Source organism: Pseudomonas sp. KH_046_1, from assembly GCF_057839025.1.
Map to the genome: position 1 here is coordinate 2194433 of NZ_CM174481.1, position 26273 is coordinate 2220705.

Consider the following 26273-nt stretch of genomic DNA (forward strand, 5'->3'; position numbering starts at 1 on the left):
GGGCCCTTTTTTGTTGGTGCGCCAGGCATGGCGCGTTGCGCGAAGCGCAACCAGCTTGGCTGTGGTGGCCTCGCTGGTGACTTGGAGGTGTAAGTCCTCTACACACCCGGCAAGGGGAAGTGTTAGCCAGAGGCAAGGGTGTCGCGGGCGACTGCGAATCTGAAGGAAGCCCGAGGCAAAAAAATGCTGGCCTGACGAACAGGAAGCGGATAGAGGCGGCGCAGCGGGGTAAGAAGGCCAATATCTTCAAAGCCCAATACTTGCACGGAACGCTGTGACGTAGATCCGACAGGCATAAGCAGGAAGGTCGCGCGAATTACCCTGGGAGATCTGTGGGTTTGCCACTGTGCTACCGAGCGTCGAGAGGCGACGGGATGAGCCCACAGAAGTCAGCTGAGGCCGTAGTAAGTGGCGGATTACCGCGTCACCAAGGGCCGAACAGGTTATGCCGCCAGTAGGCGTCAGAGTCTCGTCGAATGTTGAAACGCAGAATATTCTCCAAGAGAAAACTGTTACCCCAGGTCCTGGACGGTATCCGAGGATGAAGGCTGACAGGGCGCAAACATCGACGGCGTCTGTGGCGTGGACGAACGCGGAGCCGGACACGCTGATGGTGCGGGTGCTTGCACCCGCCAACCTCAAGCGTGCGTATCAACGCGTGGTCAGCAACAAGGGCGCACCGGGTGCCGATGGCATGACGGTCGACCAGCTGGCGGGCTACGTGAAACAGTATTGGCCGATCCTCAAGACTCGGCTGCTGGCCGGCGAATACCACCCGCAAGGTGTACGCGCCGTCGATATCCCCAAACCCAAAGGCGGTACAAGACAGCTGGGTATCCCCAGCGTCGTGGATCGCCTGATCCAGCAGGCGCTGCTGCAACAGCTCACGCCAATCTTCGATCCGCTGTTTTCGGACTACAGCTACGGCTTTCGTCCGGGCAGAAGCGCTCATCAAGCCATCGAAACCGCCCGCGCCCATGTGGCGGCGGGCCACCGCTGGTGCGTGGAACTCGATCTGGAGAAGTTCTTTGATCGGGTCAACCACGATGTATTGATGGCCTACATCGAGCGTCAAATCGAAGATAAACGTGTGCTTATGCTGATCCGTCGTTATCTCGAAGCGGGAATGATGTCGGGCGGGATCGCCAGCCGACGGCAGGAAGGGACGCCGCAAGGCGGCCCGCTCTCACCGTTGTTGTCGAACATCCTGCTCAATGAACTCGACCGCGAACTGGAACGGCGGGGCCATCGTTTTGTACGCTATGCCGACGACGCCAACATTTATGTGCGCAGTCGTCGTGCTGGCGAGCGAGTGCTGGTCAGGGTTGAGCGCTTCCTGAATCAACGCCTGAAACTGACGTTGAATCAAGAAAAGAGCCGAGTAGCACGGCCGTGGGCGTGTGATTACTTGGGTTACGGGATGAGCCTGCATAAACAGCCGAGGCTGAAAGTAGCTACGATGAGCCTGAATCGCTTGCGCGATCGGCTCAGAGAACTGCTGCGCGGAGCGCGGGGCCACAAGATGGCAAGCGTCATTGAACGGATTAACCCGGTGCTACGTGGTTGGGCGGGTTACTTCAAGCTCAGCCAGAGCAACCGCCCCCTTGAGGAGTTGGATGGCTGGATGCGCCGTAAACTTCGCTGTGTCATTTGGCGTCAATGGAAGCAGCGCCCAACGAGGGCGCGCAACCTGATACGTCTGGGGATCAGCGAAGCACGCGCCTGCAAATCAGCGTTCAACGGGCGCGGGCCATGGTGGAATTCGGGAGCGTCACATATGAATCACGCGCTGCCGAAGAAGCTGTGGGACAGCCTGGGGCTGGTCCCAATACTGGATACGATAAAACGGCTTAACCGCATAACCTGAACCGCCGTATACGGACCCGTACGTACGGTGGTGTGAGAGGACGGCGGCTGTGAAGCCGCCTCCTACTCGATTCTGCGATTTGCAAAACTTTTGCAAAACTTTTGCAAAAGCCTCACTCAAAACGCCAAGTGCCATTGCTCGATCCAGCGGATGTACCCATCAACGTCCAGGCTGCCGCCTTTTTTCCAGATCGAAAACGCACTGTTGTCGAAGACGAACGACTGGCAGGCAGCAGCGACAATGCCCATGTCGTTTTGGCGCGTGAACGACGCCGGCGCATGCCGCCCGGCAAGGAAGCGAGCCCCGTCCTGCCGGGTTTCGCCGATTGGTGTGTCGATAAGTATTCACACGGGGTCCTCGCCCGCCATTCAACTGCAGGCTCAATGTTAATTTTGTTCAGGATTGTCTTCGGGACACTTGGCGCTGCGCTGGGTAAAGTCATGACCGCTCGCCCGGCCTGGTGTGTTTCAGATGGATTACTGAATGGCCAGCAACTGGTCAGGGTGGGCACCCATTCAGGCAAGATGCAGGCGACAAGCCAGTTAGTTCTGCTTCTGCATAACACCGACGCTGTTAAAGTCCCCGGTGATTCTGGTGACCCAGGCATCTGGTTCGGCTGTAGGCCCTGCCGCGCGAGTGAGGCCTCGCCACACTCCAATCATGTTGCGAGAGCCCGTAACATGTAACCATGTCGGCTCCTTGGCCAGCGAAAAACTGGTTAAGACTTTAGATCAAACACAATCCCGCATTAGTTTCTAGCGAGCCGCCATCCGCAGTAATCTGACCGCTTGCACTTGTCCAACTCATGTCTCCCTGAAAGCAATGTAGAATAGTGCAATAAGTGGGCGCTCTTTTGTATGTTCCTTCGAGAATTTCACTGGAATAGTTCCGGCCTTCATTTCGCATGCCAGTGGACATTATGCGGCCCACGGTTTATCCAGCCGTCTCCGTTATTGTCGCGGGCAACCGAAGCATTGTTAGATGTGTTAGTTGCGCAGTCGGTTTAACGGCCACCACGAGTGCCCCATCCGATTACAGCGTGATCTATTATCGTACCGGCACCATAGACGCAGCATACCCGGCCGATATCGTTATTTTCTCTGTTGCCATTGACTTGAGCGTTTCTTGATTCGAACCAAGAGGGCGCCCGGCTATCTATTGCAACTGGCAGGCCGGTGCGGGTAAAGGCCGAGAAGTTTTCAGATGTCACAAAGTCTACGTTTGATCCCGCTTGCCATAGCAGGATAGATACCAAGGGGTTCTCGTCTTGGATAATTACTCCCCTTGGAATCACCAGGGTGCTTGCTACGCACGTTCAAGCCCCAAGTAGCACGGTTCCGCCAGATGGGCCGAGAGCAGCAACTGCTTGTGCCACGAGGTACGAAAGGAATAAGAGAAGATTCCTGGTCGGGATCAATCAGGTCTTTTACATGTGGAATAATTTCAGTCAGCTGAGTTGATTTACTATCAGTTATATTAACCTCAAGTTATGTCGACCCCAAGACAAGGTTTTTTCAAGCTTTCTAAGTTGGATGAGTCGTGTCCAACTTGGCTAAATATAAAGCCAGTTGCGGCGCTACTGCGGTGCAGGACGATCGGACTACCATCAGGCTTCTTGTCGCTCTTGTGGGTGACAGGCATAGCGATTGATTCAGGCAGGCACCACTAACGAAGGAGTCTATAGAAACTCTTGTTTTTTTTCCTCGTTTTTAACATTTTTCAGGCGCCAAATATTTGAACTTTGGAGTTGATCGAAAAGCGATTGGCCTTAGCGCGATTTATTCATACGCGTCATTACAAACTCAGCCATAAGTAAGAAAACGTCCAACTAGAACAAGCGGCGAGGAGTACTGCAACCCGACAAAAGCCAAAATACTGACAACAAAAAACAGTCACATTCTCCCAATTAAGTCGGTGATATATCATGATCAAGATCATGGCCTACTTTTTAATTGGAGCTGTAACTGCAGGATGCAACGGCATCGTAAAACCCGACTTTTCGGGTCCTGCCAATGATTCATACTTTTCAGTCTATTCGGGGTTTCCCGCACCGTATCTATACATGGCCTCGGCCGTGCAATGGAACGATGACTATGCGGTAACCACCCGCCACACTCCGTTCATCCCCAACGTGAAGTACAGCTGCAGCACAGGCTGCGATCTCGTCTTCATCCTGCACAAGGCCAACGGCCGCTACCCATCATGGCGCGCACCGCGTGTGGGCGAGAGCATCACTGCCGTTGGGGCGAGTCCTTACCTCATGACCGCTACCGGGAAAGGCAAGGTGTATCAAACGCCGTTCGTCAATGCCGATGAACACAGCGGTGATCTCTATGCCATCCATGATGCCCCGCTGGTCAAGGGTATGTCGGGTGGGCCGGTCCTCACCAGTGACGGCTGTGTTGTCGGCATCAATATCGGTTTCTATTCAACCACTCTGAACGATGTGAGCAATAACTCCGGTGTAAAGGGGGCTGAGAGGATCAGCATTTTCATTCCTTATTCGATCATTCAGCGCGAGTGGGGGATATTGCAGGCAAAACTTAACGATCCACAGGGTGCGAGGTATGTGGTGAAGTAGCTTTCAGCTATCAACCAAATGGCCATCGTGCCTAACAAAAAAATCCGCTCTACCGGGCGGTCTGGAAGGGTTCACCGAAAGGTGGGCCCTTTTTTGTTGAAATGTGAGCAGGGATGGAATCCCTTTAAAGGCGTGCGCTGGTAGTCAATTCTGCAAACAGGGCTACAGGGTCATAATTGACGTATGACCCTGTGTTAAGACCGGATCGAATGCGCTTATTTCGCATCCGACTCCCCGTATCCTTTTGTTGGCCCCTGAGTGGGTGGCGGTACAACAACTTGCTCAATTGACTTTGACGATCTCGGGCGGGCTCCACGTCCCTTTGCCGGGAGGCAGGATGGAAGGCGCTTGCGTCTTTGGCCAATACAGCCGCATGACGAGGTAGATCAGATCATTCGGTGCGGGCAGCCAGTTGCTTTCCTTATCCGCGCCCGGTGAATCCTTCTGGATGTACAGCGTCAACGAGCCGTCCGCATTCTTTTTCATCTCGGGCAGCATCGGCGAGTTGATGAGGTAGCGATTGATCGGATTTTTGATCAGCAGTTGCGATTTACCGTCGTACATGGTCACTGACCAGAAGGCGTTGACTGGCGGGAATTGTCCGGCGGGCAGGGTGATGGCGTAGTTGTGCTTGCTGCCGTCAAGCGGCTCGCCATCGGGCAGGGTTTTGGACAGCGGATACGTGGCTTCCTCGGCATCGTTGGCATAGATGCCCGCTTGCGCGACGGCGGCACGCTTGAGCCAGTCGCCGTTGTAGAAGGCGCTGTCGCCGCCGGCACCGACAATGTTCCAGCCATTGATCTTCGTGCCGAGATTCTTGATCCCTTCCTCGACCTGTGCGTGCCCGGCCTGCATGCCCTGAACCACTGCGGCCTTTTGCTCGGCGGACAGATCCTGGAAGTTGAAGTCCTTGCCAGCGCCAATGCCGATCCGGGCAAGTTTCTCCCGGATCGCCACTTCATCCGGTGCGGCCGGGGCGTACTGCAAGGCAAAGTCGAGATACTTGAAGAAGCCGGTCTTCGCGAGGTCCGTGTTGATCTTCGGGAAGTCGAGCGCCAGCGCGGCAGGCGGCGCAGGTTGCTTGAGAAAGGCTGATAGCGGCTGTGCCTTGTAGCCTGACTGGACCTTTATTACGTTCGGCAGGTCAGCCGGGTTGAAGAGCTGGGTGCGAAAGAGCGCAAAGGGGAATTGCGTGCCGGAACGAAAAACCTTCTTGATGCCCGGCGGGGTCGCGCCCTTCCAGTCGGGTCCGACTACCATGTAGTCGCCAGCTTCGTTGCCGGTGGCGCGGCTGCCGATGTAACCGTAGTTGTAGGTGTTGCCGTCGATGAGCTGAACCGAGTAATACCGCGGTTTCTCTACCGCCGGAACCGATAACACCATTGGCTCGCTGCGCAGGTCCATGAATAACATCGAATAGGGCGTGTCGCTGTTTGGCGATATTACAGCTGTGTCCATGTAGGTCGCGACATGGTGCAGGTTATGAATCTGGTTGAACGGCGCCTTGAACTGTCCGGAGTGTTTGTCTACGGCATAGTCGTACATGATCGCGTAGTTCATCACGATGGGCAGGCCGTAGATGTAGCCTTCCGTGGCGATAGCCTTCATTTCAGCGGGAGTGATATCAGCTGCGTGGGTGAAAGTGGATATGAATGACGCCAGCAATATCACCGTACCGCCAAGGGCTTTCGGTAGTGGGTTTTTCATGAACATGCATCTCCATTCGTCAAGCCGGATAAGTGAGTAGGTACCAAGAATCATTACCGATCTTTGGGGAAGCTGACTGTGGGGTTATGTCTAGTCCATGGATTTTCAATCCACAAGTCATTGCGTGTTATTTGCTGAGCCTGGCATCCAGTTGGCAGTCACTTCGCTGTGTTTGAAAGATGAGATGCCCGGACAAGTAAAGTAGGACGGTACCTCGAAGCTCCGGCGCTGCAACACGCGATCTGTGCAAGCCACAAGCCACGGATGCGGGCGAATTCCTCGTTGTGTTTTGGCAGGCGACGAATGGCGGACCACTGAGAGTGATGGCCAGGATTCTTGGTCATTCGGGCGTAAACTAGTAGTGCTGCCTCATTGAAAGGAGCCGCCTATGAACGTCGATCAAATCATCAAACCGGCATCTGTGGACAAGGCTGTCTGGGATCAATACTTCTGCGCTGCATTGATTGCCGAAAGCAATTTGACTGCCCCGGTTGTTGGCGGGGCTACTCACGAAGACAGGCAGAACCTGTTGATCGAGAGGGCCAAAACACTCGCCGACAAAATGATGGAAAATCGAAAATAACCAGAGCCCAGCCGTCGCGCTGGGCTCTTCGCATGTGCGGATATGCACCGATGCTGGTGATGTGCGCGTTGTGGGTCAAACGATCAGCTCTACCTTGCCGCTTGCCAGACGATAGATACCGCCCACGATCTTCAGCGCGCCTTTGCTCTGCGCATCAGTCAGCAGTGGCGAGGCCTGTTTCAGGCTGTTGACCGAATTTTTGACGTTTTGCGCGGTGGCGTTCTCCATCAGGTTTCCGGGCTGCTTGAGTACTGCCTCGACGGCTGACTTGAGTGCGTCAGTCAGTTTCGGGATATGGCCGGGGAAAATCGTCTGATCCTTGACGGCCTTGATACCGGCCTCGATGGCGCCGCAGCTCTCATGTCCAAGTACGAGAATCAGCGGGGCGCCAAGCACGGCAACCCCGTATTCAAGACTGGCCAAGCCTTCCGGGGTAACGAAGTTGCCGGCGACGCGGATGGAGAAAAGATCGCCTCGTGCGGTGTCAAACGCATATTCCGGAGCGATGCGCGAGTCAGAGCAGCTCAGCACGGCCACGAACGGATTCTGACCGGACACCAGGGCCTCTCGCTCCGCCTTGAAATCATGCGTCTTGGAAGTACCGCTTACATATCGTTCATTGCCCTCCATCAGTCTTTTCAACGCCATATCAGGACTGATTACGTTTTGAGGTTTGGGTGGGGCTGACGTTTTTTCGGCTGCCTGGAGGATCTTGCCGGGCAGTGTGCCGGTCAGCAGCAGGGCGCCTGCGCTCAATCCGGCAAATTGTAGAAAACGACGACGGCCTGTTGTGTTTGAAGCAGAGCTTGAATCACATGATTCACACATGATTTTGTTTACTCAGTTCAATGCAGTGAGAGTGAGTTGCTGTCGGGGCCGGCACTGCCACGGACGCTCAATACCAGCGCAGTGGAGTCTAGTTGGTCTGTCATTTTTTGTTCCGGACATTGTCCACAGATGCCGTGCAAGCAGCCATTTCATGGGCTACTACTGACAGGCTCATACAACTTCGACCTGGCAGGAGTTTCTCGATGCTGACTCACTGGTTTCTGGCGGCGGTTCATCTTCTGGCATTGGCCCTGGGATTTTGGGCGGTGTTGGTTCGAGGCACGGCTTTTCGGCGTTTGGCCGACGGGGCGGCAGAAGTGCGCAGTGTTCTGATGGCGGACAATATCTGGGGTATTTCAGCTGTCGTTTTACTGATCAGTGGGGGGATGCGAGCCTTTGGCGGGTACGAGAAAGGCACGGACTATTACCTGCATCAGCCGCTGTTTCATCTGAAGATGACGCTGTTCGTCCTGATCTTGCTGCTGGAAATTGCACCCATGGTGACGCTGATCAAATGGCGGATAGCGCTGGGCCGTAAAGTGGCGATCGATACCGGCCGGGCGAAGCTGTTTGCACGGATCAGTCATATCGAGGCGTTGCTGGTGCTGCTGATGGTGGTGGCGGCGACTGGCATGGCACGTGGCGTGATGCTTGGTTAACCACGCAGCGAACGCGTCCTTCCCTGGGGTAAACCAGAAACGTCTGACAGCAAAAGAGTGGAGCTTGCCGCTAGTATCGGCCCCTGAGGTTTGAGTGGGAGCGCAAGCGGAGGGCGATGGGGGTGATGAATCTTTAGCCAGCCGTGGTTCCGGGCTGAACGGGCTGGCTACTGACTGCAGCAGAATTCAGGGTTGCGGCTTTTCCGGGGCGGTGAGGCCGGCCTGAATGCGCTGATAAATTTCTTCACGATGCACTGCAACGTCCTTCGGGGCGTTGATGCCGATCCTGACTTGCTGGCCGCTTACGCCCAGGATGGTGATCGTAATGTCATCACCAATGTTTATGCTTTCACCGACTTTGCGGGTGAGTATCAGCATGGTCTTCTCCTTGATTGCTTTGTGGGGCACCTGATTCGGACAGTGCAGAGGTCGGTGGTATGTATAGATTAGTGCGAAGTCTCACGGTTTGGGTGCCTCTTTCTGACGCGCAGACGCGGCATTAATTCCCAAGGCGTAACTATACAGAGGCCGCAACCATCAATCTCGTTGTTTTGAGCCCATTTTACGGCACTCGCGAAGTATTCATGGATGTTAAAATCTCCGCTTTATGCATTTGGAGGGAAGCGTCGTGCGCAAAATGGTTTTGGTAATCGCGATATTGGCACTGGCGGGATGTGGTGAGGGCAGCAGTGTGGATGCGCCGAAGCCTAAGCCGGCCATGGCTGCCGTACCCGCGCCAGTGTCCGGCCCGCAATGGGATCTTGAAGTGCGAGGTGAAACCCCTCAAGCGGTCAGCGATCTGAGTGGCTGGCTGATCGAGCACAGCTTCATGTCCAGCGTCGTCAAGGAAAATGGAAATACCCGAGTCCTGATGGGGCCGTTCAATTCGAAAGCCGAAGCCGAAGCCAAGCAGGATGAAGTCCGCGCGGCGCTCACTCGCGCGAAGAAGCAGAACATCGAATTGCTGGTGCTTGAGCGTCCGGTCGCTCAATAACGTTCTGTAGCGCAGGCGTTGAAGAAACAAAAAAGGCCTCGGGTGTTTAACCTCGAGGCCTTTGTCGTTTCAGGTGTCCCGTTCTGGATTCAACCGCAGGCCTTCATGTCTACCGGGCCGACGAACTCGTTGCCGCGTCCCATGGCGCACCCCACGCTCTGGTTCCGCTGGCGCTCCCAGGCTTGTACCGGATAGGTCTTGTCCCAGGCTTCATACAGTTGCCGATCCTGTTTCGACAGGCGCAAGCCGTATTGCTTGCTCATGTAGAAGTAGGTCCTGGCGATCATGCCGCGAATGGAAGGGCGGGGCATGACTTTCTTTGCCTTGAAGTCGACCTGGGTCAGGCAGGAACCATATTGCCCCGACTGCTCGGGCAGCCATCCGAAGCTGAAGTTGCTGCGATCGCCATTGACCTCGCCAATGCTGGGCACCAGGTTGTGCAAATCAGCCTCGGCCTTCTGGTAAACCGGGTCGTAGCGGGTGCAGTTCTTGCGGCCGCCCTCTTGCCAGCACTGGCGTTGATGACCAATTTGCCAGGCCGGAACAATATGTTCCCACTCGATGCGGGCTGCGCGTTTGGCATTTTTACGTGGCACATAACCGCAGGCGGCAAGGTTCACCCGGTTGCCGGTGTACTTGCAGCCACAGTAAAACTCGGTGGATTGGGGAGCGTAGAGCTTCCACGCCACCTTTTTCGCTTCAGTGAAGGTGCGCGGAGCGTCGGCTTGCGCGCCCACGACAAAAAACAGAAACAGCAAAGCAAACCAGCGGACACTCATCGACTCAATCTTCCTTCGGCAAAACCCAGAAAATCTGCACGCCGCCATCGTCGCGATAGGCGAGGGTGACGTTGTCGTTCTCGTCGATTTCTTCCAGCAAGCGTTCCCATTCATCCACTGGTTCGTCAGGAAGGCGGAAGATCAGTGCTGCCCTGGCCTTTTGTGCGGTGGGAGAGTTGATGATTTTCTGAACGCGCAGGCCCATGCGTACATAGGTCTCAGGAGAGGAGGAGGTGGTATCCACGGAATTATCCTTATTAAGCTGTACGTGCATACAGTATTTAACTGTAGGCCATTTCGCAACTGCTTAAAAAACAAGAAAACCCTCTGACAGCGGTTTGTTCCGTTTGGCGTAAGACGAAGGGAGTTTTTTTGTCAGATCCAGCGGCAGCCACTCGCCAAGGCTGGCGAATGGCGCACGGGGTGCCCGACCGGATCCGGTCGGGCGAGGGCGAATCAGTATTCCCAGAACATCCGTTGCAGTTCTTTGCTGTCATTGGTTTTGGTCAACGCGACCATTGCCAGGATCCGCGCCTTCTGCGGGTTCAGATCGTGGGCCACGACCCAGTCGTATTTATCGTCAGGCTGTTCGGCGTTGCGCAATACGAAGCCACCGGCGTTGACATGGGAGGAGCGAATGATCTGCACGCCGTCCTTGCGCAGGGCTTGCAGGGACGGGACTACCCGCGAGGAGACCGAGCCATTGCCGGTGCCGGCGTGAATGATGGCTTTGGCGCCCGATTGAGCCAGGGCCTTGTAGGCGGTATCGCTGACGTTGCCGTAGGAATAGGCGATCTCGACGTCAGGCAGGCTCTTGATGGTCTTGATGTCGAACTCGGAATCCATGGTGTGACGCTTGGCTGGCAAGCGGAACCAGTAGGATTTGCCTTCTACTACCATGCCCAACGGACCCCAGGCGCTTTTAAACGCTTCGGTCTTGATGTTGATCATTTTACTGACGTCGCGACCCGACTGGATTTCATCGTTCATGGTCACCAGCACACCTTTGCCCCGCGCGTCTTTGCTGCTGGCCACGGCCACCGCGTTGTACAGGTTCAGCATGCCATCGGCGGACATCGCGGTGCCCGGGCGCATGGAGCCCACGACGATGATCGGCTTCTCGGTTTTTTCCACCAGGTTCAGGAAGTATGCGGTTTCTTCCAGGGTGTCGGTGCCGTGGGTGATCACGATGCCATCGACGTCTTTGCTGTCGGCCAGCTCGGCGACACGGCGACCCAGTTGCAGCAGGTTTTCGTTGGTAATGCTTTCGGAGGCGATCTGCATGACCTGTTCGCCGCGAACATTAGCCAGTTGGCTCAGTTCAGGAACGCCGGCGATCAACTGTTCAATGCCGACTTTCGCCGCTTGATAGGTTGCGCTGTTGGCGGCGCTGGCGCCCGCGCCGGCAATGGTGCCACCCGTGGCCAGGATTACTACGTTGGCCAGTTTTTGTTGGGTTTCGGCTTCTTTGGCCTGAAGGGCAGTGGGCAGAAGCAGCAGGAGGGCCAAGGCGCCCGGAACAAAGGTCTTGAGTGCAGATGTCATTATTTTTCTCTTCTAGTTGTGAGACGGTGCAGATGCAAGTTCATCTAGATACGACCCAGGCGAATCTGAACGCCGGGGGTGCGAGAGGAAGAGCAGGATCTGTACCAGTAATACCCTGAATCGAAAAAACACGCCTAACTTAATGATTTGTAACGGTATTGCTGTTTGTGTCCGGAGGCGGTTTCGGGGCTTGGCGTCCGGATTACCGAACATGTTTAACTTTCGCGTTCGGCTCTCCGAAACGGATGGCAGCCATGTTTAAGATTTCAACGCGTCAAATCGTCGTTAACGACTAAAGAAACGAGTGCGTCGGTCGATGCTCCTTCAAGGGATCTTTTTCTGCAGGAGTTCACATGTCGTTATCTATTGGCTTCCCAAATGCCGCGGGCATCACCATTGGGGGAAAGTCTGCGACGACCATTCGTGCTTTAGGCGATGTGACAGAGGATGCGGCTGCTCAGGCGCTGGGTACAAAGAAAAGCGACGGCACTCAGGTCAAGACGGGCCCGGTAGGTCTGGGAGAAAGTGCCGGCGCACAGGCCGAATCGCAAACCGGCGATAACACCAGCGTTGCGGTGAAGGTCTTGCTCAAGCGTCTGAAGGAGCTGCAGCAGCAATTGCGCGAGCAACAGCAGCAATTGGCGCAAGCCCAGGCGGCGTCCTATCCGACTCCGCAAGCCAAGACCACCGCAGTAGCGGCCATTGAGGGGCAGGTTGCCGACACCAACGGCGCCATCCTGCAAGTGAGCGCGAGCCTGATCAAAGAACTGGCCAAGGGTTCTGGCACGGGATCGGTGGTCAACACCACGGCATGAACTGAATGCCGTTTTTCGCTAAACATCCGTGAAAGCACTTTTCCGGTCGTTGACAAATACCGGCAGGGTTCGCATAGTTTGGTTTACGCAAACGTTTGCGCGACGCCAGTGATGACTTTTCATCGCGCTGGGTCGTGAAGCTTACGCCAGCGCAAGCGTTGCTCACAATAATCATAAGATCGGAGTGAACCCATGAAGCTGCCATTCGCTGGACGTCTTCTTGCTGTCGCTATGCTGGCTGCCGCATCCGCTGCATTGCCTGTCTCCTCGGCTTTTGCTGAAACCACTGAAAAGCCGAAAGTCGCACTGGTCATGAAATCCCTGGCCAATGAGTTCTTCCTGACCATGGAAGACGGCGCCAAGGCCTACCAGAAAGATCACTCCGGCGAATTCGAGCTCATCTCCAACGGCATCAAGGATGAAACCGACACCGCGGGCCAGACGCGCATCGTCGAGCAGATGATCCTGGCCAAGGTCAACGCACTGGTGATTGCACCGGCAGACTCCAAGGCCATGGTCCCGGTGATCAAGAAAGCCATCGATGCCGGTATCACCGTGATCAACATCGACAACCAGTTGGACCCAGCCGTCGTCAAAAGCAAAAACATCAATGTTCCGTTCGTAGGCCCGGACAACCGCAAGGGCGCACGGCTGGTGGGGGATTACCTGGCCAAACAGCTGAAGGTCGGTGACGAAGTCGGCATCATCGAAGGTGTGTCCACCACCACCAATGCCCAACAGCGGACCGCAGGTTTCAAGGATGCGATGGAGGCGGCGCAGATCAAGGTCGTGTCCCTGCAATCCGGTGACTGGGAGATCGACAAGGGCAACAAGGTCGCCGCATCGATTCTCAGCGAATACCCGCAAACCAAGGCCCTGTTGGCCGGTAACGACAGCATGGCGGTCGGTGCGGTATCTGCCGTGCGCGCCGCGGGCAAGGCCGGCAAGGTGCAAGTGGTCGGCTACGACAACATCAATGCCATCCAGCCAATGCTCAAGGATGGTCGCGTGCTGGCCACGGCGGACCAGTTTGCGGCCAGACAGGCGGTGTTCGGCATCGAGACTGCATTGAAAATTCTCAAGGGCGAGCAGGTCGACGGCGGTGCCAATGGCGTGATCGAAACGCCGGTAGAGCTGGTCACCAAGTAGCCTTCTGGCGACATAACGGCGCTCGTCCAGCTGGACGAGCGTATGGAGAGTTTTTATGTCAGTTTGCGCTCCGAACGCTGTCCTCTCGGTCAGCGGTATCGGCAAGACCTACGCCCAACCGGTTCTTACCGGCATCGACCTGACGCTCATGCGCGGGGAAGTGCTGGCGTTGACCGGCGAGAACGGTGCAGGCAAAAGCACGCTTTCGAAGATTATTGGCGGGCTGGTCACGCCGACCACCGGCCAGATGCAGTTTCAGGGGCAGGACTATCGTCCGGGCAGCCGGGCTCAGGCTGAAGCGCTGGGTATCCGCATGGTCATGCAGGAACTCAATCTGCTGCCGACCTTGTCGGTGGCGGAAAACCTGTTTCTCGACAACCTGCCCAGCAAAGGTGGCTGGATCAGTCGCAAGCAGTTGCGCAAGGCTGCCATCGAGGCCATGGCGCATGTCGGGCTCGACGCCATTGACCCGGACACCCTCGTCGGCGAACTGGGCATCGGCCACCAGCAAATGGTGGAGATCGCCCGCAACCTGATTGGCGATTGTCATGTGCTGATTCTCGATGAGCCGACCGCGATGCTCACTGCACGCGAAGTCGAAATGCTGTTCGAGCAGATCACTCGCCTGCAGGCTCGCGGCGTATCGATCATCTACATCTCCCATCGCCTCGAAGAACTGGCACGAGTCGCGCAGCGTATTGCCGTGCTGCGCGATGGCAACCTGGTTTGTGTGGAGCCGATGGCCAACTACAACAGCGAGCAACTGGTCACGCTGATGGTCGGTCGCGAGCTCGGCGAACATATCGATATGGGGGCGCGCAAGATCGGCGCTCCGGTGTTGACGGTAAAGGGCCTGAGCCGTGCCGACAAGGTTCGCGACGTGTCGTTCGAAGTCCGTGCCGGAGAGATTTTCGGCATTTCCGGTTTGATCGGCGCGGGGCGCACCGAATTGCTGCGTCTGATCTTCGGTGCCGATATCGCCGACAGCGGCACGATTGCCCTGGGGGCGCCGGCGCAGGTCATCAATGTGCGCTCGCCAGTGGATGCGGTCGGGCATGGCATCGCGTTGATCACTGAAGATCGCAAGGGCGAAGGCCTTTTGTTGACGCAATCGATCGGCGCCAATATCGCCTTGGGCAACATGCCCGGCATCTCCAGCGCGGGCTTTGTCGACCACGATGGCGAAAACGCCTTGGCCCAGCGTCAGATCGACGCCATGCGCATTCGCAGCTCTGGTCCGGCACAGTTGGTGTCCGAGTTGTCCGGCGGTAATCAGCAGAAGGTCGTCATCGGCCGTTGGCTGGAACGCGATTGCTCGGTACTGCTGTTCGACGAGCCGACTCGCGGCATCGACGTCGGCGCCAAGTTCGATATCTACAACCTGCTCGGCGAATTGACCCGCCAGGGCAAGGCGCTGGTGGTGGTTTCCAGCGACTTGCGCGAGCTGATGCTGATCTGCGACCGGATCGGCGTGCTGTCGGCGGGGAGGCTGATCGATACCTTCGATCGCGACAGCTGGACCCAGGATGAGTTGCTCGCCGCTGCTTTCGCCGGCTACCAAAAACGTGATGCGCAGCTCATTGAAGCCGCGCCTAGGGATCTTCCATGAAAACCGCTTCTTTCGCCGGCACACGCAGTGGCAACTTCTACGGCCTGGGCACCTATCTGGGGCTGGCGGGTGCTTTGTTGGCGATGATCGTGCTGTTCTCGGTGCTGAGCAGTCATTTTCTGTCCTACGATACTTTCAGCACCTTGGCCAACCAGATTCCGGACCTGATGGTGCTGGCGGTCGGCATGACCTTTGTGTTGATCATCGGTGGCATCGACCTGTCGGTAGGCTCGGTGCTGGCGCTGGCGGCCTCGACCGTGAGCGTGGCGATTCTTGGCTGGGGCTGGGGCGTGCTGCCGGCGGCGCTGCTGGGCATGGCCGTCGCGGCGCTCGCCGGTACCATCACCGGCTCGATCACGGTGGCGTGGCGGATTCCGTCGTTCATCGTGTCCCTGGGCGTACTGGAAATGGCTCGCGGGGTGGCGTACCAGATGACCGGTTCGCGTACGGCCTACATCGGCGATGCGTTCGCCTGGTTGTCCAACCCGATTGCCTTCGGCATTTCGCCGTCGTTCATCATTGCGTTGCTGATCATTTTCGTCGCCCAGGCCGTGTTGACCCGCACGGTGTTTGGTCGTTACCTGATCGGTATCGGCACCAACGAAGAGGCCGTGCGGCTGGCGGGGATCAATCCGAAGCCATACAAAATCCTGGTCTTCAGCCTGATGGGGTTGCTGGCCGGTATTGCCGCGTTGTTCCAGATTTCTCGCCTGGAAGCCGCTGACCCGAATGCCGGCTCCGGACTTGAGTTGCAGGTGATCGCGGCCGTCGTGATCGGCGGGACCAGCCTGATGGGCGGGCGCGGTTCGGTGATCAGCACGTTTTTTGGCGTTCTGATCATTTCCGTGCTGGCCGCGGGGCTGGCGCAGATCGGGGCAACCGAGCCGACCAAACGCATCATTACCGGCGCGGTGATCGTGGTGGCGGTGGTGCTGGACACTTATCGCAGTCAACGCGCAAGCCGGCGGACCTGAGTCATGGCGACTATCAAAGATGTGGCAGCCCTTGCCGGCATTTCCTACACCACGGTTTCCCATGTGGTGAACAAGACCCGCCCGGTCAGTGAAGAAGTCCGGATCAAGGTCGAGGCGGCAATCCAGACCCTCGACTACGTCCCCAGCGCGGTGGCCCGTTCGCTCAAGGCCAAGACCACGGCAACCATCGGCCTGTTGGTCCCCAACAGCCTCAACCCGTATTTCGCCGAACTGGCCCGGGGTATCGAGGATTACTGCGAGCGAAACGGTTACTGCGTCATCCTGTGCAACTCCGACGACAATCCGGACAAGCAGCGCAGCTACCTGCGGGTGCTGCTGGAAAAACGCATCGACGGCCTGATAGTCGCCTCGGCCGGCGGCGACAGTGGCCTGGTGCAAGGTCTGAAAGGTGTCCGCACGCCAATGGTGATCGTCGACCGCGGACTGGACGGTGTCGATGCGGACCTGGTGCGCATCGACCATGAATACGGCGCGTATCTGGCGACCCGGCACCTGCTGGAGCTGGGCCACCGGGATATCGCCACCATCAGCGGGCCGGAAAACACCAGTGTGGCGCAGATGCGTCTGGCGGGTTATCGCCGGGCCTTGAAGGAGGCGGGCGTCGAAGTCTCTCCCGAGCGCATGCTGGAAAGCGATTTCACCAGCACCGGCGGTTACAGTGCCGCCGCGACTCTGCTGGAAAGCAATCCGCCCAGCGCCATTTTTGCCGCCAACGACATGATCGGCATCGGCGTGCTGCGGGCCGCCGCCGAGCGCAATATTCGCGTACCGAGCGAGTTGTCGGTGATCGGCTTCGACGATATCCAGATGAGTCGGTATGTCTACCCGTCGTTGACCACGGTCGGGCAATCGATCCTGCAACTCGGCGAAATGGCTGCCGAAGTGCTTTTACGGCGAATCGCCACGCCGGGCCTGGCGACCGATCAGCGGGTCGTGACGCCGAGTATCGTCATGCGTGAATCGACGGCGCCGCTGGCCGGCGTGTTTGCCCAATTCCGTTGAAACAAAAAGCCGTTGAAAACAGACAGCCGTTGAAAACGGAAAGCCGCTGAATCTACAGCGCCGCCGAAACAGAATCGATGAGTAGCAATGTATGCCAGCAAAAGTAGTGGTAATAGGCAGTTTGAACATGGACCTGGTGACCCGGGCGCCACGCTTGCCCAAGGGCGGTGAAACGCTGATTGGTCAGTCGTTTACCACCGTCTCCGGCGGCAAGGGTGCCAATCAGGCCGTGGCTGCGGCGCGGCTGGGAGCCCGGGTGTCGATGATCGGCTGCGTGGGCAACGACGCTTATGGTGAGGCGCTGCGCGGCGCGCTGTTGGCCGAGCAGATCGATTGCCAGGCGGTGAGCACCGTTGACGGTTCCAGCGGCGTGGCGTTGATTGTGGTCGATGACAGCAGTCAGAACACAATCGTGATCGTCCCCGGTGCCAACGGTGCATTGACCGCTGAAGCCATTGACCGTTTTGATTCGGTGATACGCGCGGCGGACGTACTCATCTGTCAGCTGGAAGTGCCCGATGCTTCTGTTGGACATGCGCTCAAGCGCGGCCGCGAACTGGGCAAGACAGTTATCCTCAACCCGGCCCCGGCCAGCCGTCCGCTGCCAGCGGACTGGTACGCGTCCATCGATTACCTGATTCCCAACGAGAGCGAAGCGTCGGCCCTGAGCGGACTGTCGGTGGACTCCCTGGACACCGCGCAAGCGGCGGCGACCCGCCTGATTGCCCTGGGCGCCGGCAAGGTGATCATCACCCTCGGTGCGCAAGGTTCGCTGTTTGCCGATGGCCAACGCTTCGAGCATTTCCCTGCGCCCGTGGTAAAAGCTGTCGATACCACGGCGGCCGGCGATACGTTTGTGGGCGGTTTCGCTGCGGCGCTGGCCGCGGGTCAAGATGAGGTGCAGGCGATCCGCTTCGGGCAGGTGGCTGCGGCGCTGTCGGTTACCCGTGCCGGCGCGCAACCTTCGATTCCCGCCTTGAGCGATGTACAGGCGTTTAAAACTCCATGAAAAAGACACCTCTGCTCAACATTGCGCTGTCGCGATTGATCGCGTCTTTGGGACACGGCGACTTGGTTGTCATCGGGGATGCGGGCCTGCCGGTTCCACCGGGCGTTGAATTGATCGACCTGGCCCTGACCCATGGCATTCCGGATTTTGTCAGCACCTTGAAGGTCGTGCTCAGCGAGATGCAGGTCGAAAGCCATGTGCTGGCTCAGGAAATCTTCGATAAAAAGCCGTCGGCCCTGGTCGCGCTGGAAGCGCTGGATGGCGAAGGTGTGTTGGGTCGGCGTGAGTTGCTCACCCATGAGCAATTCAAGGTCCTGAGCCGACAAGCCAGAGCGATTGTTCGTACAGGCGAATGCCAACCGTACTGCAACATTGTGCTGGTCGCCGGCGTTACGTTTTGATGGGCTGTCTGCGTTTTGATGTTCCCGGTACAAGGCGTGCGCCCCGTATCGCTATGCTCAGAAACTGCACCCACTGCTCTGGAGCCTGCTGCTTTTGACCCTGAAGACCGCAACGAACGCCCACGCGGCACCAAAGATCGACCTGATCATCGACACCGATCCGGGGGCTGACGACGTTGTTGCCCTGTTGTTCGCCCTGGCATCGCCGGACGAATTGAATGTCCGGGCATTGACCACCGTTGCCGGCAACGTTCGCCTGGACAAGACTTCGCGCAATGCGCGACTGGCCCGGGAGTGGGCGGGGCGCGAAGAGGTTCCGGTCTATGCGGGGGCGCCCAAACCCCTGGTGCGCACACCCATCTATGCCGAGGATATTCATGGCAAGGAGGGGTTGTCGGGCATTGCCGTGCATGAGCCCAGGAAAGGCCTGGCCAAGGGCAGCGCCATCACTTATCTGATCGATACCCTGAAATCTGCCGAGCCCCACAGCATTACCATCGCCATGCTAGGCCCACAGACCAACCTGGCCCTGGCGCTGATCCAGGAGCCGGGTATCGTTCAGGGCATCAAGGAAGTGGTGGTCATGGGCGGCGCGCACTTCAACGGCGGCAACATCACGCCGGTGGCCGAGTTCAACCTGTTCGCCGATCCGCAAGCGGCCGAAGTGGTGCTCAACAGTGGCGTGAAGCTGACCTACCTGTCGCTGGATGTGACCCACAAGATCCTTACCAGCGAAGCGCGCCTGAACCAGATTGCCGCGCTGAATAACAACGCCAGCCGATTGGTGAGCGGCATTCTCAATGAATACATCAAGGGCGACATGGAGCACTACGGCCTTCCAGGCGGCCCGGTGCATGACGCCACGGTTGTCGCTTATCTGCTCAAGCCGCAATTGTTCAGCGGTCGCTCGGTCAACGTGGTGGTCGACAGCCGCGAAGGACCGACCTTTGGACAAACCATCGTTGACTGGTATGACGGCTTGAAAGCGCCAAAGAACGCCTTTTGGGTAGAAAGCGGCGACGCCCAGGGCTTCTTCGATCTGCTGACCGAGCGCCTGGCCCGCCTGAAGTAAGCATCATCTCCCGCAGGTGGTTTCACGCCCTCGCGCTAACCGCTTAGGTCTTTTGGTCCGACAGATGTTTCTCGAAGATCTGCTCGATGAACGATTGGGCGGCTTCGGTTCCAAGGTCCCTGACCAGCAGGTCGATACCGATAATGGCGAGCTCTTCCGTGCTGCCTGGGCTGTAGGAGCTGTGGCCGTCTTGCCACTTGGCCTTGATGTCAGCGTCGATGCTTACGGTGGTCATGATGGCACTCGTGGGGTCGGGGAAGTCTGAGTGCCGAGTTAACCATTTTGCGGGGCTTTTGACACGTCGACTTAGGCATGAAAGGAGGGCTGTGCGACACTTGGTCTCTGACGAATATTCAAGGAACGCGCTGTGCAGATCGATTTGAACTCCCCGGATGGCCTGACCCTCGAGGCGGTGCGTCAGTTGCTGGCCGGCGCCAGTGACGATGAGCACACCCAGTTGCGGGTCACCAAAGGCGGCATTGCCTACATCTCCTCGGGTGTCGTGGGCGGCACCGATATCGACGGGTTGTTGTTCCGGCTCGAAACCTGGGCCAAGGGCTCCGGTTATGTCGGGCGGGTCGCGGCCAGCGATGAAGTCTGGGTCATGCAAATCTTCAATGCCTTGAAAGAGAACTGGCCCAATCCGCCTTTCGACTATATCGACATATATTGAGCGTCGTTCATATTCAGTCACGATTCAGTGGTTAAGGGTAGGGCGACGCTCAGGCAGAATCGCGGCTCGTCCGGATCATGGGCAGGGTGCCAGTGCTCCCTGTGAAACCAAACGCCAGTCTGGTTGTCGCACGATCTCAGCCTAATCATTGAATAAGGAGGCTTCATGCCTTGGAAGCTCGCGTCATTGGGTACTTTGTTGGCCGTTGCCATGCTGGCCGGTTGCAGCACTGCCTCTACGGAGTCGGCAACCACTGATGTTGCGACGACTGACACGGGTCACAGTCGCTGTGAGGCAAAGGCTGCCGAGTTCACCATCGGTAAACAGGCGTCGCCGCAGCTGCTCGAACAGGCGCGTACCCGCGCAGGGGCGCAAAGTGCACGGTTCCTGCTGCCAACCGATATGGTGACGCTGGAATACCGTTCCGATCGCCTGAACCTGAACACCGATGCCAGCCGGGTAGTGACCCGCGTCAACTGCGGCTGATCGCCCGGCTTTTGTTTCACCCATAAAAAACCCCGTCACATGGACGGGGTTTTTTTAGTGCGCCTGGAAATTACTCTGGGCGAACTTGAGCAGCTTGCATACCCTTTTGGCCTTTCTCAGCCACGAAGGAAACAGTCTGGCCTTCTTTCAGGCTTTTGAAACCGTCGCTTTCGATAGCTTTGAAGTGTACGAACAGGTCGTCACCGCCACCTTGAGGAGTGATGAAGCCGAAGCCTTTTTCATCGTTGAACCATTTAACGGTGCCGGTTTGGCGATTAGACATGGTGTATCTCCAAGAAACATATATTTTCAGTAGTACTGTGCTGCTCAGGCCAACTGGGCACACCCGAGTATCATAGTCGAAATGTTCGCTTTGGGACCCCCCCGGACGCACTGTTTGCCATCCAGTCGTATTTTCTTTGTGTCCTTTAGCAGCTGAAAGCCCCGTTCTATAAGGCTTTCGGCCGAAAGTTAAGGCGATAAAAAAAGCTGAAAAACCTGAATAAATTGTACGAAAGGACCTGTTTCAGCAGCTTTTTAACAGTATTTCAGGGACTGAAAGCGTGGGGGCGGGCTTATTTTTGCTCTTTTTTGGTGGCCTTGCAGGCTGCAATTTTGCTCAGTGCCTGCTGCTTCAATGTGTCGCTGGCCGTGTTGTTCATCAGGGCCTGAATATCGGCGGCAGGGTACGATTTGATGGCATCGGCACCGCAGGCGCAGTGGGATTTCGCTGCTGGCGTACCAATCTTCTCGGCAGCGGCAGGAACGCACTGAGCCATGTATTTCTCTCGTTCGCCTTTCGGCCATTCTGCATGGGCGGCCAGTGGCAGCAGGAGAATGACGGGGGCGACTACGGCAAATAAACGATTCAGACGCATGCTGAGATACTCCTTGTGGGTCAAATATCTTGTTATCTGAGGGGGATAGTGCGCTTCAAGTTCAGCACTCTGGCATAAAAACAGCCAATTTACCCCGCTGCAAAACCTGCGCACCGTGGCAACCGTTCATCTGTGCTAGCATGCGTGGCTCGGGCGTTTGCAGGCTCCGACGGACCTTCAGTCCCGGTAGCGGCAGATGCACGATTAACCCTGATTTGAATCCCAGTCACTCTGGTTCGGTTTTCCGGTTGGCCGCAAGGCTCCTGCCGCTGTAAGGCAGGCGTTCGTCATTGAACGGCCTGGACCGGATCTTGTACTGGCTCATCCCAACCCACGTGACCTTTGGTAGGGGTCACCACTAGGAGAGGAGGCGCCATGCCAACTATTACTCTTCCCGACGGCAGTCAACGTTCATTCGATCACCCGGTTTCCGTAGCCGAGGTCGCCGCATCCATCGGTGCTGGCCTGGCCAAGGCCACCGTTGCCGGCAAGGTCGATGGCAAGCTGGTCGACGCCAGCGACATCATCGACGGCGACGCGTCGCTGCAAATCATCACGCCAAAGGATGAAGAGGGGCTGGAGATCATTCGCCACTCTTGCGCCCACCTGGTTGGCCACGCGGTCAAGCAGCTGTACCCGACCGCCAGGATGGTCATCGGTCCGGTCATCGACGAAGGTTTCTATTACGACATCGCCTTCGAACGTCCTTTCACCCCGGACGACCTGGCCGCCATCGAACAGCGCATGCAGCAGCTGATCGAGAAAGATTACGACGTGATCAAGAAAGTCACTCCGCGAGCCGAAGTGATCGAAGTGTTCAAGGCCCGTGGCGAAGACTACAAGTTGCGCCTGGTCGAAGACATGCCGAACGAGCAGGCCATGGGCCTGTACTATCACGAAGAATACGTCGACATGTGCCGCGGTCCGCACGTGCCGAACACCCGCTTCCTGAAATCCTTCAAGCTGACCAAGCTGTCCGGCGCCTACTGGCGTGGCGATGCCAAGAACGAGCAATTGCAGCGCGTCTACGGCACCGCATGGGCGGACAAGAAACAACTGGCCGCTTACATCCAGCGCATTGAAGAAGCCGAAAAACGCGACCACCGCAAGATCGGCAAGCGCCTGGGCCTGTTCCACACCCAGGAAGAGTCGCCGGGCATGGTGTTCTGGCACCCGAACGGCTGGACTTTGTACCAGGTGCTCGAGCAGTACATGCGCAAGGTTCAGCGCGACAACGGCTACCTGGAAATCAAGACGCCGCAAGTCGTTGATCGCAGCCTGTGGGAAAAATCCGGGCACTGGGCCAACTACGCCGACAACATGTTCACCACCCAGTCGGAAAACCGCGACTACGCGATCAAGCCAATGAACTGCCCTTGCCACGTGCAGGTGTTCAACCAGGGCCTGAAAAGCTACCGCGAGTTGCCGATGCGCCTGGCCGAGTTCGGTGCATGCCACCGTAACGAGCCATCGGGTGCCTTGCACGGCATCATGCGCGTGCGCGCGTTCACTCAGGACGATGCCCACATCTTCTGCACCGAAGAGCAGATGCAGGCCGAGTCCGCCGCGTTTATCAAGCTGACCATGGACGTCTACGCCGATTTCGGCTTTAAAGATGTCGAGATGAAGCTGTCCACTCGTCCGGAAAAACGCGTCGGTTCCGACGAACTTTGGGATCGCGCCGAAGCTGCACTGGCCGCAGCCCTTGATAGCGCGGGCCTGCCGTACGATCTGCAACCGGGCGAGGGTGCGTTCTACGGTCCGAAGATCGAGTTCTCGCTGAAAGATTGCCTCGGTCGCGTCTGGCAATGTGGTACCCTGCAGCTCGATTTTAACCTGCCTGTCCGTCTGGGAGCCGAATACGTCTCCGAAGACAACAGCCGCAAGCACCCGGTCATGTTGCACCGGGCGATCCTGGGGTCCTTCGAACGTTTCGTCGGAATCCTGATCGAGCACTACGAGGGCGCGTTCCCCGCGTGGCTGGCTCCGACCCAGGCAGTGGTGATGAATATCACTGATAAACAGGCTGATTTTGCCGCCGAAGTGGAAAAAACTCTCAACGAAAGCGGGTTTCGTGCCAAGTCTGACTTGAGAAATGAAAAGATCGGCTTTAAAATCCGCGAGCATACTTTGCTCAAGGTTCCTTATCTCTTGGTTATCGGAGATCGGGAAGTCGAGATGCAGACTGTCGCTGTGCGTACTCGTGAAGGTGCTGACCTGGGCTCGATGCCCGTCGCCCAGTTCGCTGAGTTTCTCGCGCAAGCGGTTTCCCGGCGTGGTCGCCCAGATTCGGAGTAATTATTATTAAGCGTGAAATGAGACAAGATAAACGAGCTGCACCGAAAGCCCCGATCAACGAGAATATCTCGGCCCGCGAGGTTCGGTTAATTGGTGCTGAAGGTGAACAGCTTGGGATTGTGTCAATTGAAGACGCGCTTCTTAAGGCTGAAGAGGCCAAGCTGGATCTGGTGGAGATTTCCGCCGATGCAGTACCACCTGTTTGCAAACTGATGGACTACGGCAAATCGATCTTCGAAAAGAAGAAGCAGGTTGCTGCGGCCAAGAAAAACCAGAAGCAGATTCAGGTTAAAGAAATCAAGTTTCGTCCAGGGACGGAGGAAGGGGATTACCAGGTAAAACTGCGCAACCTGGTACGTTTCCTGAGTGATGGGGACAGGGCCAAGGTATCCTTGCGATTCCGCGGCCGTGAGATGGCCCACCAGGAGCTGGGGATGGAACTCCTCAAGCGAGTTGAAGGTGACTTGCTCGAGTACGGTTCGGTCGAACAGCATCCTAAGATGGAAGGACGCCAGCTGATCATGGTCATCGCCCCGAAAAAGAAGAAGTAATCAACAGGGCACGGCAGGCCTTCTGATTATGTTTATCAACTGAATGCGGAGTATCCGAACATGCCAAAAATGAAGACCAAAAGTGGTGCTGCTAAGCGGTTTCTGAAAACTGCTAACGGTATCAAGCACAAGCACGCTTTCAAGAGCCACATCCTGACCAAAATGTCGACCAAGCGTAAGCGTCAACTGCGCGGTAGCAGCTTGCTGCATCCGTCTGACGTGGCAAAAGTCGAGCGCATGCTGCGCCTTCGTTAATTTTAGTCAAGAATAGAGGAAGTAACTCATGGCTCGTGTAAAGCGTGGCGTCATTGCCCGTAAGCGTCACAAAAAAATTCTGAAACTTGCTAAAGGCTACTACGGCGCACGCTCCCGCGTATTCCGTGTTGCCAAGCAAGCGGTAATCAAGGCAGGCCAATACGCCTACCGTGACCGTCGTCAGAAAAAACGTCAGTTCCGCGCTCTGTGGATCGCTCGTATCAACGCTGGTGCTCGTATCAACGGTCTGTCCTACAGCCGTTTCATCGCCGGCCTGAAAAAAGCGTCCATCGAGATCGACCGTAAGGTTCTGGCTGATCTGGCAGTGAACGAAAAAGCGGCGTTTGCTGCGATTGTCGAGAAAGCTAAAGCCACCTTGGCTTAAGTACCCCCGACAGTCACCCGGCCTCGCATCTGTGGGGCCAGGTGTTAAACGTCATAAATAGGGGAAGAGCCTTCAAGCTCTTCCCCTATTTTGTATCTGGAGTCTGTACATGGAAAACCTGGATGCGCTCGTCTCTCAAGCTCTAGAGGCTGTGCAAAGCGCTGAAGATATCAATGCCCTGGAGCAAATCCGGGTTCACTACCTTGGCAAGAAGGGTGAATTGACTCAGGTGATGAAGACCCTGGGGAATTTGCCGGCAGAGGAGCGTCCGCAGGTCGGTGCGCTGATCAACGTTGCCAAGGAGCGTGTCACAGAGGTCCTTAATGCGCGCAAGGCATTGTTTGAAGAAGCCGATCTGGCTGCCAAACTCTCCGCCGAGTCCATTGACGTGACCCTGCCTGGCCGTGGTCAGACCTCCGGTGGTCTGCATCCGGTTACCCGCACTCTGGAACGCGTCGAACAGTTCTTCACCCGTATTGGCTACGGCATCGCCGAAGGCCCTGAGGTCGAAGACGACTATCACAACTTCGAAGCGCTCAACATCCCAGGCCACCACCCGGCCCGGTCGATGCATGACACCTTCTATTTCAATGCGAACATGCTGTTGCGCACCCATACCTCGCCGGTACAGGTCCGCACCATGGAGTCGAAACAGCCACCGATCCGCATCGTCTGCCCAGGCCGTGTATACCGCAGCGACTCCGATATCACCCACTCGCCGATGTTCCACCAGGTCGAAGGCCTGCTGATCGATCGCGACATCAATTTCGCCGACCTCAAAGGCACCATCGAAGAGTTCCTGCGGGTGTTCTTCGAAAAGGAACTGGCGGTACGTTTCCGTCCTTCGTACTTCCCGTTCACCGAGCCATCCGCTGAAGTCGACATGGAATGCGTGATGTGCAGCGGTAAAGGCTGCCGCGTCTGCAAGCAGACCGGCTGGCTGGAAGTGATGGGCTGCGGCATGGTTCACCCGAACGTGCTGCGCATGTCCGGGATCGATCCGGAAGAGTTCTCGGGCTTTGCCTTCGGCATGGGCGTAGAGCGTCTGGCCATGCTGCGTTACGGCGTGAACGACTTGCGTCTGTTCTTCGACAACGACTTGCGGTTCCTCGCGCAATTTCGCTAGTCGTAACGAATTCTTAGGAGAGCAGG

30 protein-coding genes are annotated in these 26273 nt (G+C 57.0%); 20 read left to right on the top strand and 10 right to left on the bottom strand.

The window, feature by feature from the left end; genetic code table 11:
* The first annotated feature begins 445 nt into the window (after nt 1-445).
* Nucleotides 446-1867: a group II intron reverse transcriptase/maturase gene (ltrA, locus tag AC3IT9_RS10075; RefSeq protein ID WP_151213490.1), complete on the top strand. Its 1422-nt coding sequence runs from the start codon at nt 446-448 to the stop codon at nt 1865-1867.
* 116 nt (nt 1868-1983) lie between these two features.
* Here ltrA and AC3IT9_RS10080 read toward each other — a convergent pair whose 3' ends face one another.
* A complete protein-coding gene (locus tag AC3IT9_RS10080; protein WP_489272857.1) occupies nt 1984-2115 on the bottom strand; it encodes a hypothetical protein in 132 nt (43 codons plus the stop codon).
* Nucleotides 2116-3791: 1676 nt separating this feature from the next.
* Between AC3IT9_RS10080 and AC3IT9_RS10085 the strand changes: the two genes are divergently transcribed.
* On the top strand, nt 3792-4448 hold the full coding sequence (locus AC3IT9_RS10085; protein ID WP_150727128.1) for a S1 family peptidase: 657 nt from the start codon (nt 3792-3794) through the stop codon (nt 4446-4448).
* 282 nt (nt 4449-4730) lie between these two features.
* On the opposite strand, the gene AC3IT9_RS10090 is transcribed toward AC3IT9_RS10085, so the two are convergent.
* Nucleotides 4731-6155: a DUF1254 domain-containing protein gene (locus AC3IT9_RS10090; protein WP_489273498.1), complete on the bottom strand. Its 1425-nt coding sequence runs from the start codon at nt 6153-6155 to the stop codon at nt 4731-4733.
* A 388-nt stretch (nt 6156-6543) separates the two neighbouring features.
* Here AC3IT9_RS10090 and AC3IT9_RS10095 point away from each other — a divergent pair, with 388 nt between their 5' ends.
* Nucleotides 6544-6738 carry a hypothetical protein gene (locus AC3IT9_RS10095; protein WP_150727129.1) on the top strand — a complete coding sequence of 65 codons (195 nt, stop codon included), beginning with the start codon at nt 6544-6546 and terminating at the stop codon, nt 6736-6738.
* Nucleotides 6739-6813: 75 nt separating this feature from the next.
* Here the strand turns inward: AC3IT9_RS10095 and AC3IT9_RS10100 are convergent, their stop codons facing one another.
* The gene (locus tag AC3IT9_RS10100; protein ID WP_150752681.1) at nt 6814-7566 is read right to left on the bottom strand and encodes a carbonic anhydrase; all 753 of its coding nucleotides are present in this window, start codon (nt 7564-7566) and stop codon (nt 6814-6816) included.
* 203 nt (nt 7567-7769) lie between these two features.
* Between AC3IT9_RS10100 and AC3IT9_RS10105 the strand changes: the two genes are divergently transcribed.
* Complete coding sequence (locus AC3IT9_RS10105; RefSeq protein WP_489272859.1) at nt 7770-8225, top strand: DUF2214 family protein; 456 nt, start codon at nt 7770-7772, stop codon at nt 8223-8225.
* Nucleotides 8226-8411: 186 nt separating this feature from the next.
* On the opposite strand, the gene csrA is transcribed toward AC3IT9_RS10105, so the two are convergent.
* Complete coding sequence (gene csrA / locus AC3IT9_RS10110; RefSeq protein WP_053161267.1) at nt 8412-8603, bottom strand: carbon storage regulator CsrA; 192 nt, start codon at nt 8601-8603, stop codon at nt 8412-8414.
* Nucleotides 8604-8853: 250 nt separating this feature from the next.
* On the opposite strand from csrA, the gene AC3IT9_RS10115 reads away from it, so the two are divergent.
* Entirely contained in the window at nt 8854-9219 is a 366-nt protein-coding gene (locus tag AC3IT9_RS10115) for an SPOR domain-containing protein (RefSeq protein WP_150727132.1), read from the top strand.
* A gap of 89 nt (nt 9220-9308) precedes the next feature.
* On the opposite strand, the gene AC3IT9_RS10120 is transcribed toward AC3IT9_RS10115, so the two are convergent.
* From AC3IT9_RS10120 to AC3IT9_RS10130, 3 genes are all read right to left on the bottom strand, one after another.
* Entirely contained in the window at nt 9309-9998 is a 690-nt protein-coding gene (locus tag AC3IT9_RS10120; protein WP_489272861.1) for an endonuclease, read from the bottom strand.
* Nucleotides 9999-10002: 4 nt separating this feature from the next.
* Entirely contained in the window at nt 10003-10272 is a 270-nt protein-coding gene (locus AC3IT9_RS10125) for a DUF1654 domain-containing protein (protein WP_489272862.1), read from the bottom strand.
* 182 nt (nt 10273-10454) lie between these two features.
* Nucleotides 10455-11543, bottom strand: a complete 1089-nt coding sequence (locus tag AC3IT9_RS10130; RefSeq protein ID WP_095943655.1) for an asparaginase — start codon at nt 11541-11543, stop codon at nt 10455-10457.
* A 353-nt stretch (nt 11544-11896) separates the two neighbouring features.
* Here AC3IT9_RS10130 and AC3IT9_RS10135 point away from each other — a divergent pair, with 353 nt between their 5' ends.
* From AC3IT9_RS10135 to AC3IT9_RS10170, 8 genes are all read left to right on the top strand, one after another.
* Nucleotides 11897-12358, top strand: a complete 462-nt coding sequence (locus AC3IT9_RS10135) for a hypothetical protein (RefSeq protein ID WP_150752678.1) — start codon at nt 11897-11899, stop codon at nt 12356-12358.
* Between the two features lie 192 nt (nt 12359-12550).
* Nucleotides 12551-13507 (top strand): sugar ABC transporter substrate-binding protein, encoded by a 957-nt coding sequence (locus AC3IT9_RS10140; protein ID WP_150752677.1) that lies wholly within the window; start codon nt 12551-12553, stop codon nt 13505-13507.
* Between the two features lie 55 nt (nt 13508-13562).
* Nucleotides 13563-15116 (top strand): sugar ABC transporter ATP-binding protein, encoded by a 1554-nt coding sequence (locus tag AC3IT9_RS10145; RefSeq protein WP_489272863.1) that lies wholly within the window; start codon nt 13563-13565, stop codon nt 15114-15116.
* On the top strand, nt 15113-16090 hold the full coding sequence (locus AC3IT9_RS10150; protein WP_150727138.1) for an ABC transporter permease: 978 nt from the start codon (nt 15113-15115) through the stop codon (nt 16088-16090). The genes AC3IT9_RS10145 and AC3IT9_RS10150 overlap by 4 nt, the downstream gene beginning before the upstream one ends.
* 3 nt (nt 16091-16093) lie before the next feature.
* Entirely contained in the window at nt 16094-17113 is a 1020-nt protein-coding gene (locus AC3IT9_RS10155; RefSeq protein WP_489272864.1) for a LacI family DNA-binding transcriptional regulator, read from the top strand.
* A gap of 91 nt (nt 17114-17204) precedes the next feature.
* Nucleotides 17205-18122: a ribokinase gene (rbsK, locus tag AC3IT9_RS10160; RefSeq protein ID WP_150727140.1), complete on the top strand. Its 918-nt coding sequence runs from the start codon at nt 17205-17207 to the stop codon at nt 18120-18122.
* On the top strand, nt 18119-18523 hold the full coding sequence (gene rbsD / locus AC3IT9_RS10165; protein WP_150727141.1) for a D-ribose pyranase: 405 nt from the start codon (nt 18119-18121) through the stop codon (nt 18521-18523). Before rbsK ends, rbsD begins: the two co-directional genes overlap by 4 nt.
* 94 nt (nt 18524-18617) lie before the next feature.
* Nucleotides 18618-19595 carry a nucleoside hydrolase gene (locus tag AC3IT9_RS10170; protein ID WP_489272866.1) on the top strand — a complete coding sequence of 326 codons (978 nt, stop codon included), beginning with the start codon at nt 18618-18620 and terminating at the stop codon, nt 19593-19595.
* A gap of 43 nt (nt 19596-19638) precedes the next feature.
* On the opposite strand, the gene AC3IT9_RS10175 is transcribed toward AC3IT9_RS10170, so the two are convergent.
* On the bottom strand, nt 19639-19830 hold the full coding sequence (locus AC3IT9_RS10175) for a hypothetical protein (RefSeq protein ID WP_150752671.1): 192 nt from the start codon (nt 19828-19830) through the stop codon (nt 19639-19641).
* A 132-nt stretch (nt 19831-19962) separates the two neighbouring features.
* Here AC3IT9_RS10175 and AC3IT9_RS10180 point away from each other — a divergent pair, with 132 nt between their 5' ends.
* Both AC3IT9_RS10180 and AC3IT9_RS10185 read left to right on the top strand, forming a co-directional pair.
* The gene (locus AC3IT9_RS10180; RefSeq protein WP_150727144.1) at nt 19963-20268 is read left to right on the top strand and encodes a hypothetical protein; all 306 of its coding nucleotides are present in this window, start codon (nt 19963-19965) and stop codon (nt 20266-20268) included.
* Nucleotides 20269-20433: 165 nt separating this feature from the next.
* Nucleotides 20434-20754, top strand: a complete 321-nt coding sequence (locus AC3IT9_RS10185; protein WP_489272867.1) for an I78 family peptidase inhibitor — start codon at nt 20434-20436, stop codon at nt 20752-20754.
* Between the two features lie 70 nt (nt 20755-20824).
* Here AC3IT9_RS10185 and AC3IT9_RS10190 read toward each other — a convergent pair whose 3' ends face one another.
* Together AC3IT9_RS10190 and AC3IT9_RS10195 are read right to left on the bottom strand one after the other, a co-directional pair.
* The gene (locus AC3IT9_RS10190) at nt 20825-21037 is read right to left on the bottom strand and encodes a cold-shock protein (RefSeq protein WP_003179963.1); all 213 of its coding nucleotides are present in this window, start codon (nt 21035-21037) and stop codon (nt 20825-20827) included.
* Between the two features lie 292 nt (nt 21038-21329).
* Entirely contained in the window at nt 21330-21632 is a 303-nt protein-coding gene (locus tag AC3IT9_RS10195; RefSeq protein ID WP_150727146.1) for a hypothetical protein, read from the bottom strand.
* Between the two features lie 375 nt (nt 21633-22007).
* On the opposite strand from AC3IT9_RS10195, the gene thrS reads away from it, so the two are divergent.
* From thrS to pheS, 5 genes are all read left to right on the top strand, one after another.
* Nucleotides 22008-23930 carry a threonine--tRNA ligase gene (gene thrS, locus AC3IT9_RS10200; RefSeq protein WP_423504612.1) on the top strand — a complete coding sequence of 641 codons (1923 nt, stop codon included), beginning with the start codon at nt 22008-22010 and terminating at the stop codon, nt 23928-23930.
* Nucleotides 23930-24481 carry a translation initiation factor IF-3 gene (gene infC, locus AC3IT9_RS10205; RefSeq protein ID WP_172668659.1) on the top strand — a complete coding sequence of 184 codons (552 nt, stop codon included), beginning with the start codon at nt 23930-23932 and terminating at the stop codon, nt 24479-24481. Before thrS ends, infC begins: the two co-directional genes overlap by 1 nt.
* A 60-nt stretch (nt 24482-24541) precedes the next feature.
* Nucleotides 24542-24736: a 50S ribosomal protein L35 gene (gene rpmI, locus AC3IT9_RS10210; protein WP_002553160.1), complete on the top strand. Its 195-nt coding sequence runs from the start codon at nt 24542-24544 to the stop codon at nt 24734-24736.
* A 28-nt stretch (nt 24737-24764) separates the two neighbouring features.
* A complete protein-coding gene (rplT, locus tag AC3IT9_RS10215) occupies nt 24765-25121 on the top strand; it encodes a 50S ribosomal protein L20 (RefSeq protein WP_007905879.1) in 357 nt (118 codons plus the stop codon).
* Nucleotides 25122-25230: 109 nt separating this feature from the next.
* A complete protein-coding gene (pheS, locus tag AC3IT9_RS10220; RefSeq protein WP_007975711.1) occupies nt 25231-26247 on the top strand; it encodes a phenylalanine--tRNA ligase subunit alpha in 1017 nt (338 codons plus the stop codon).
* The last annotated feature ends 26 nt before the right edge of the window (nt 26248-26273 follow it).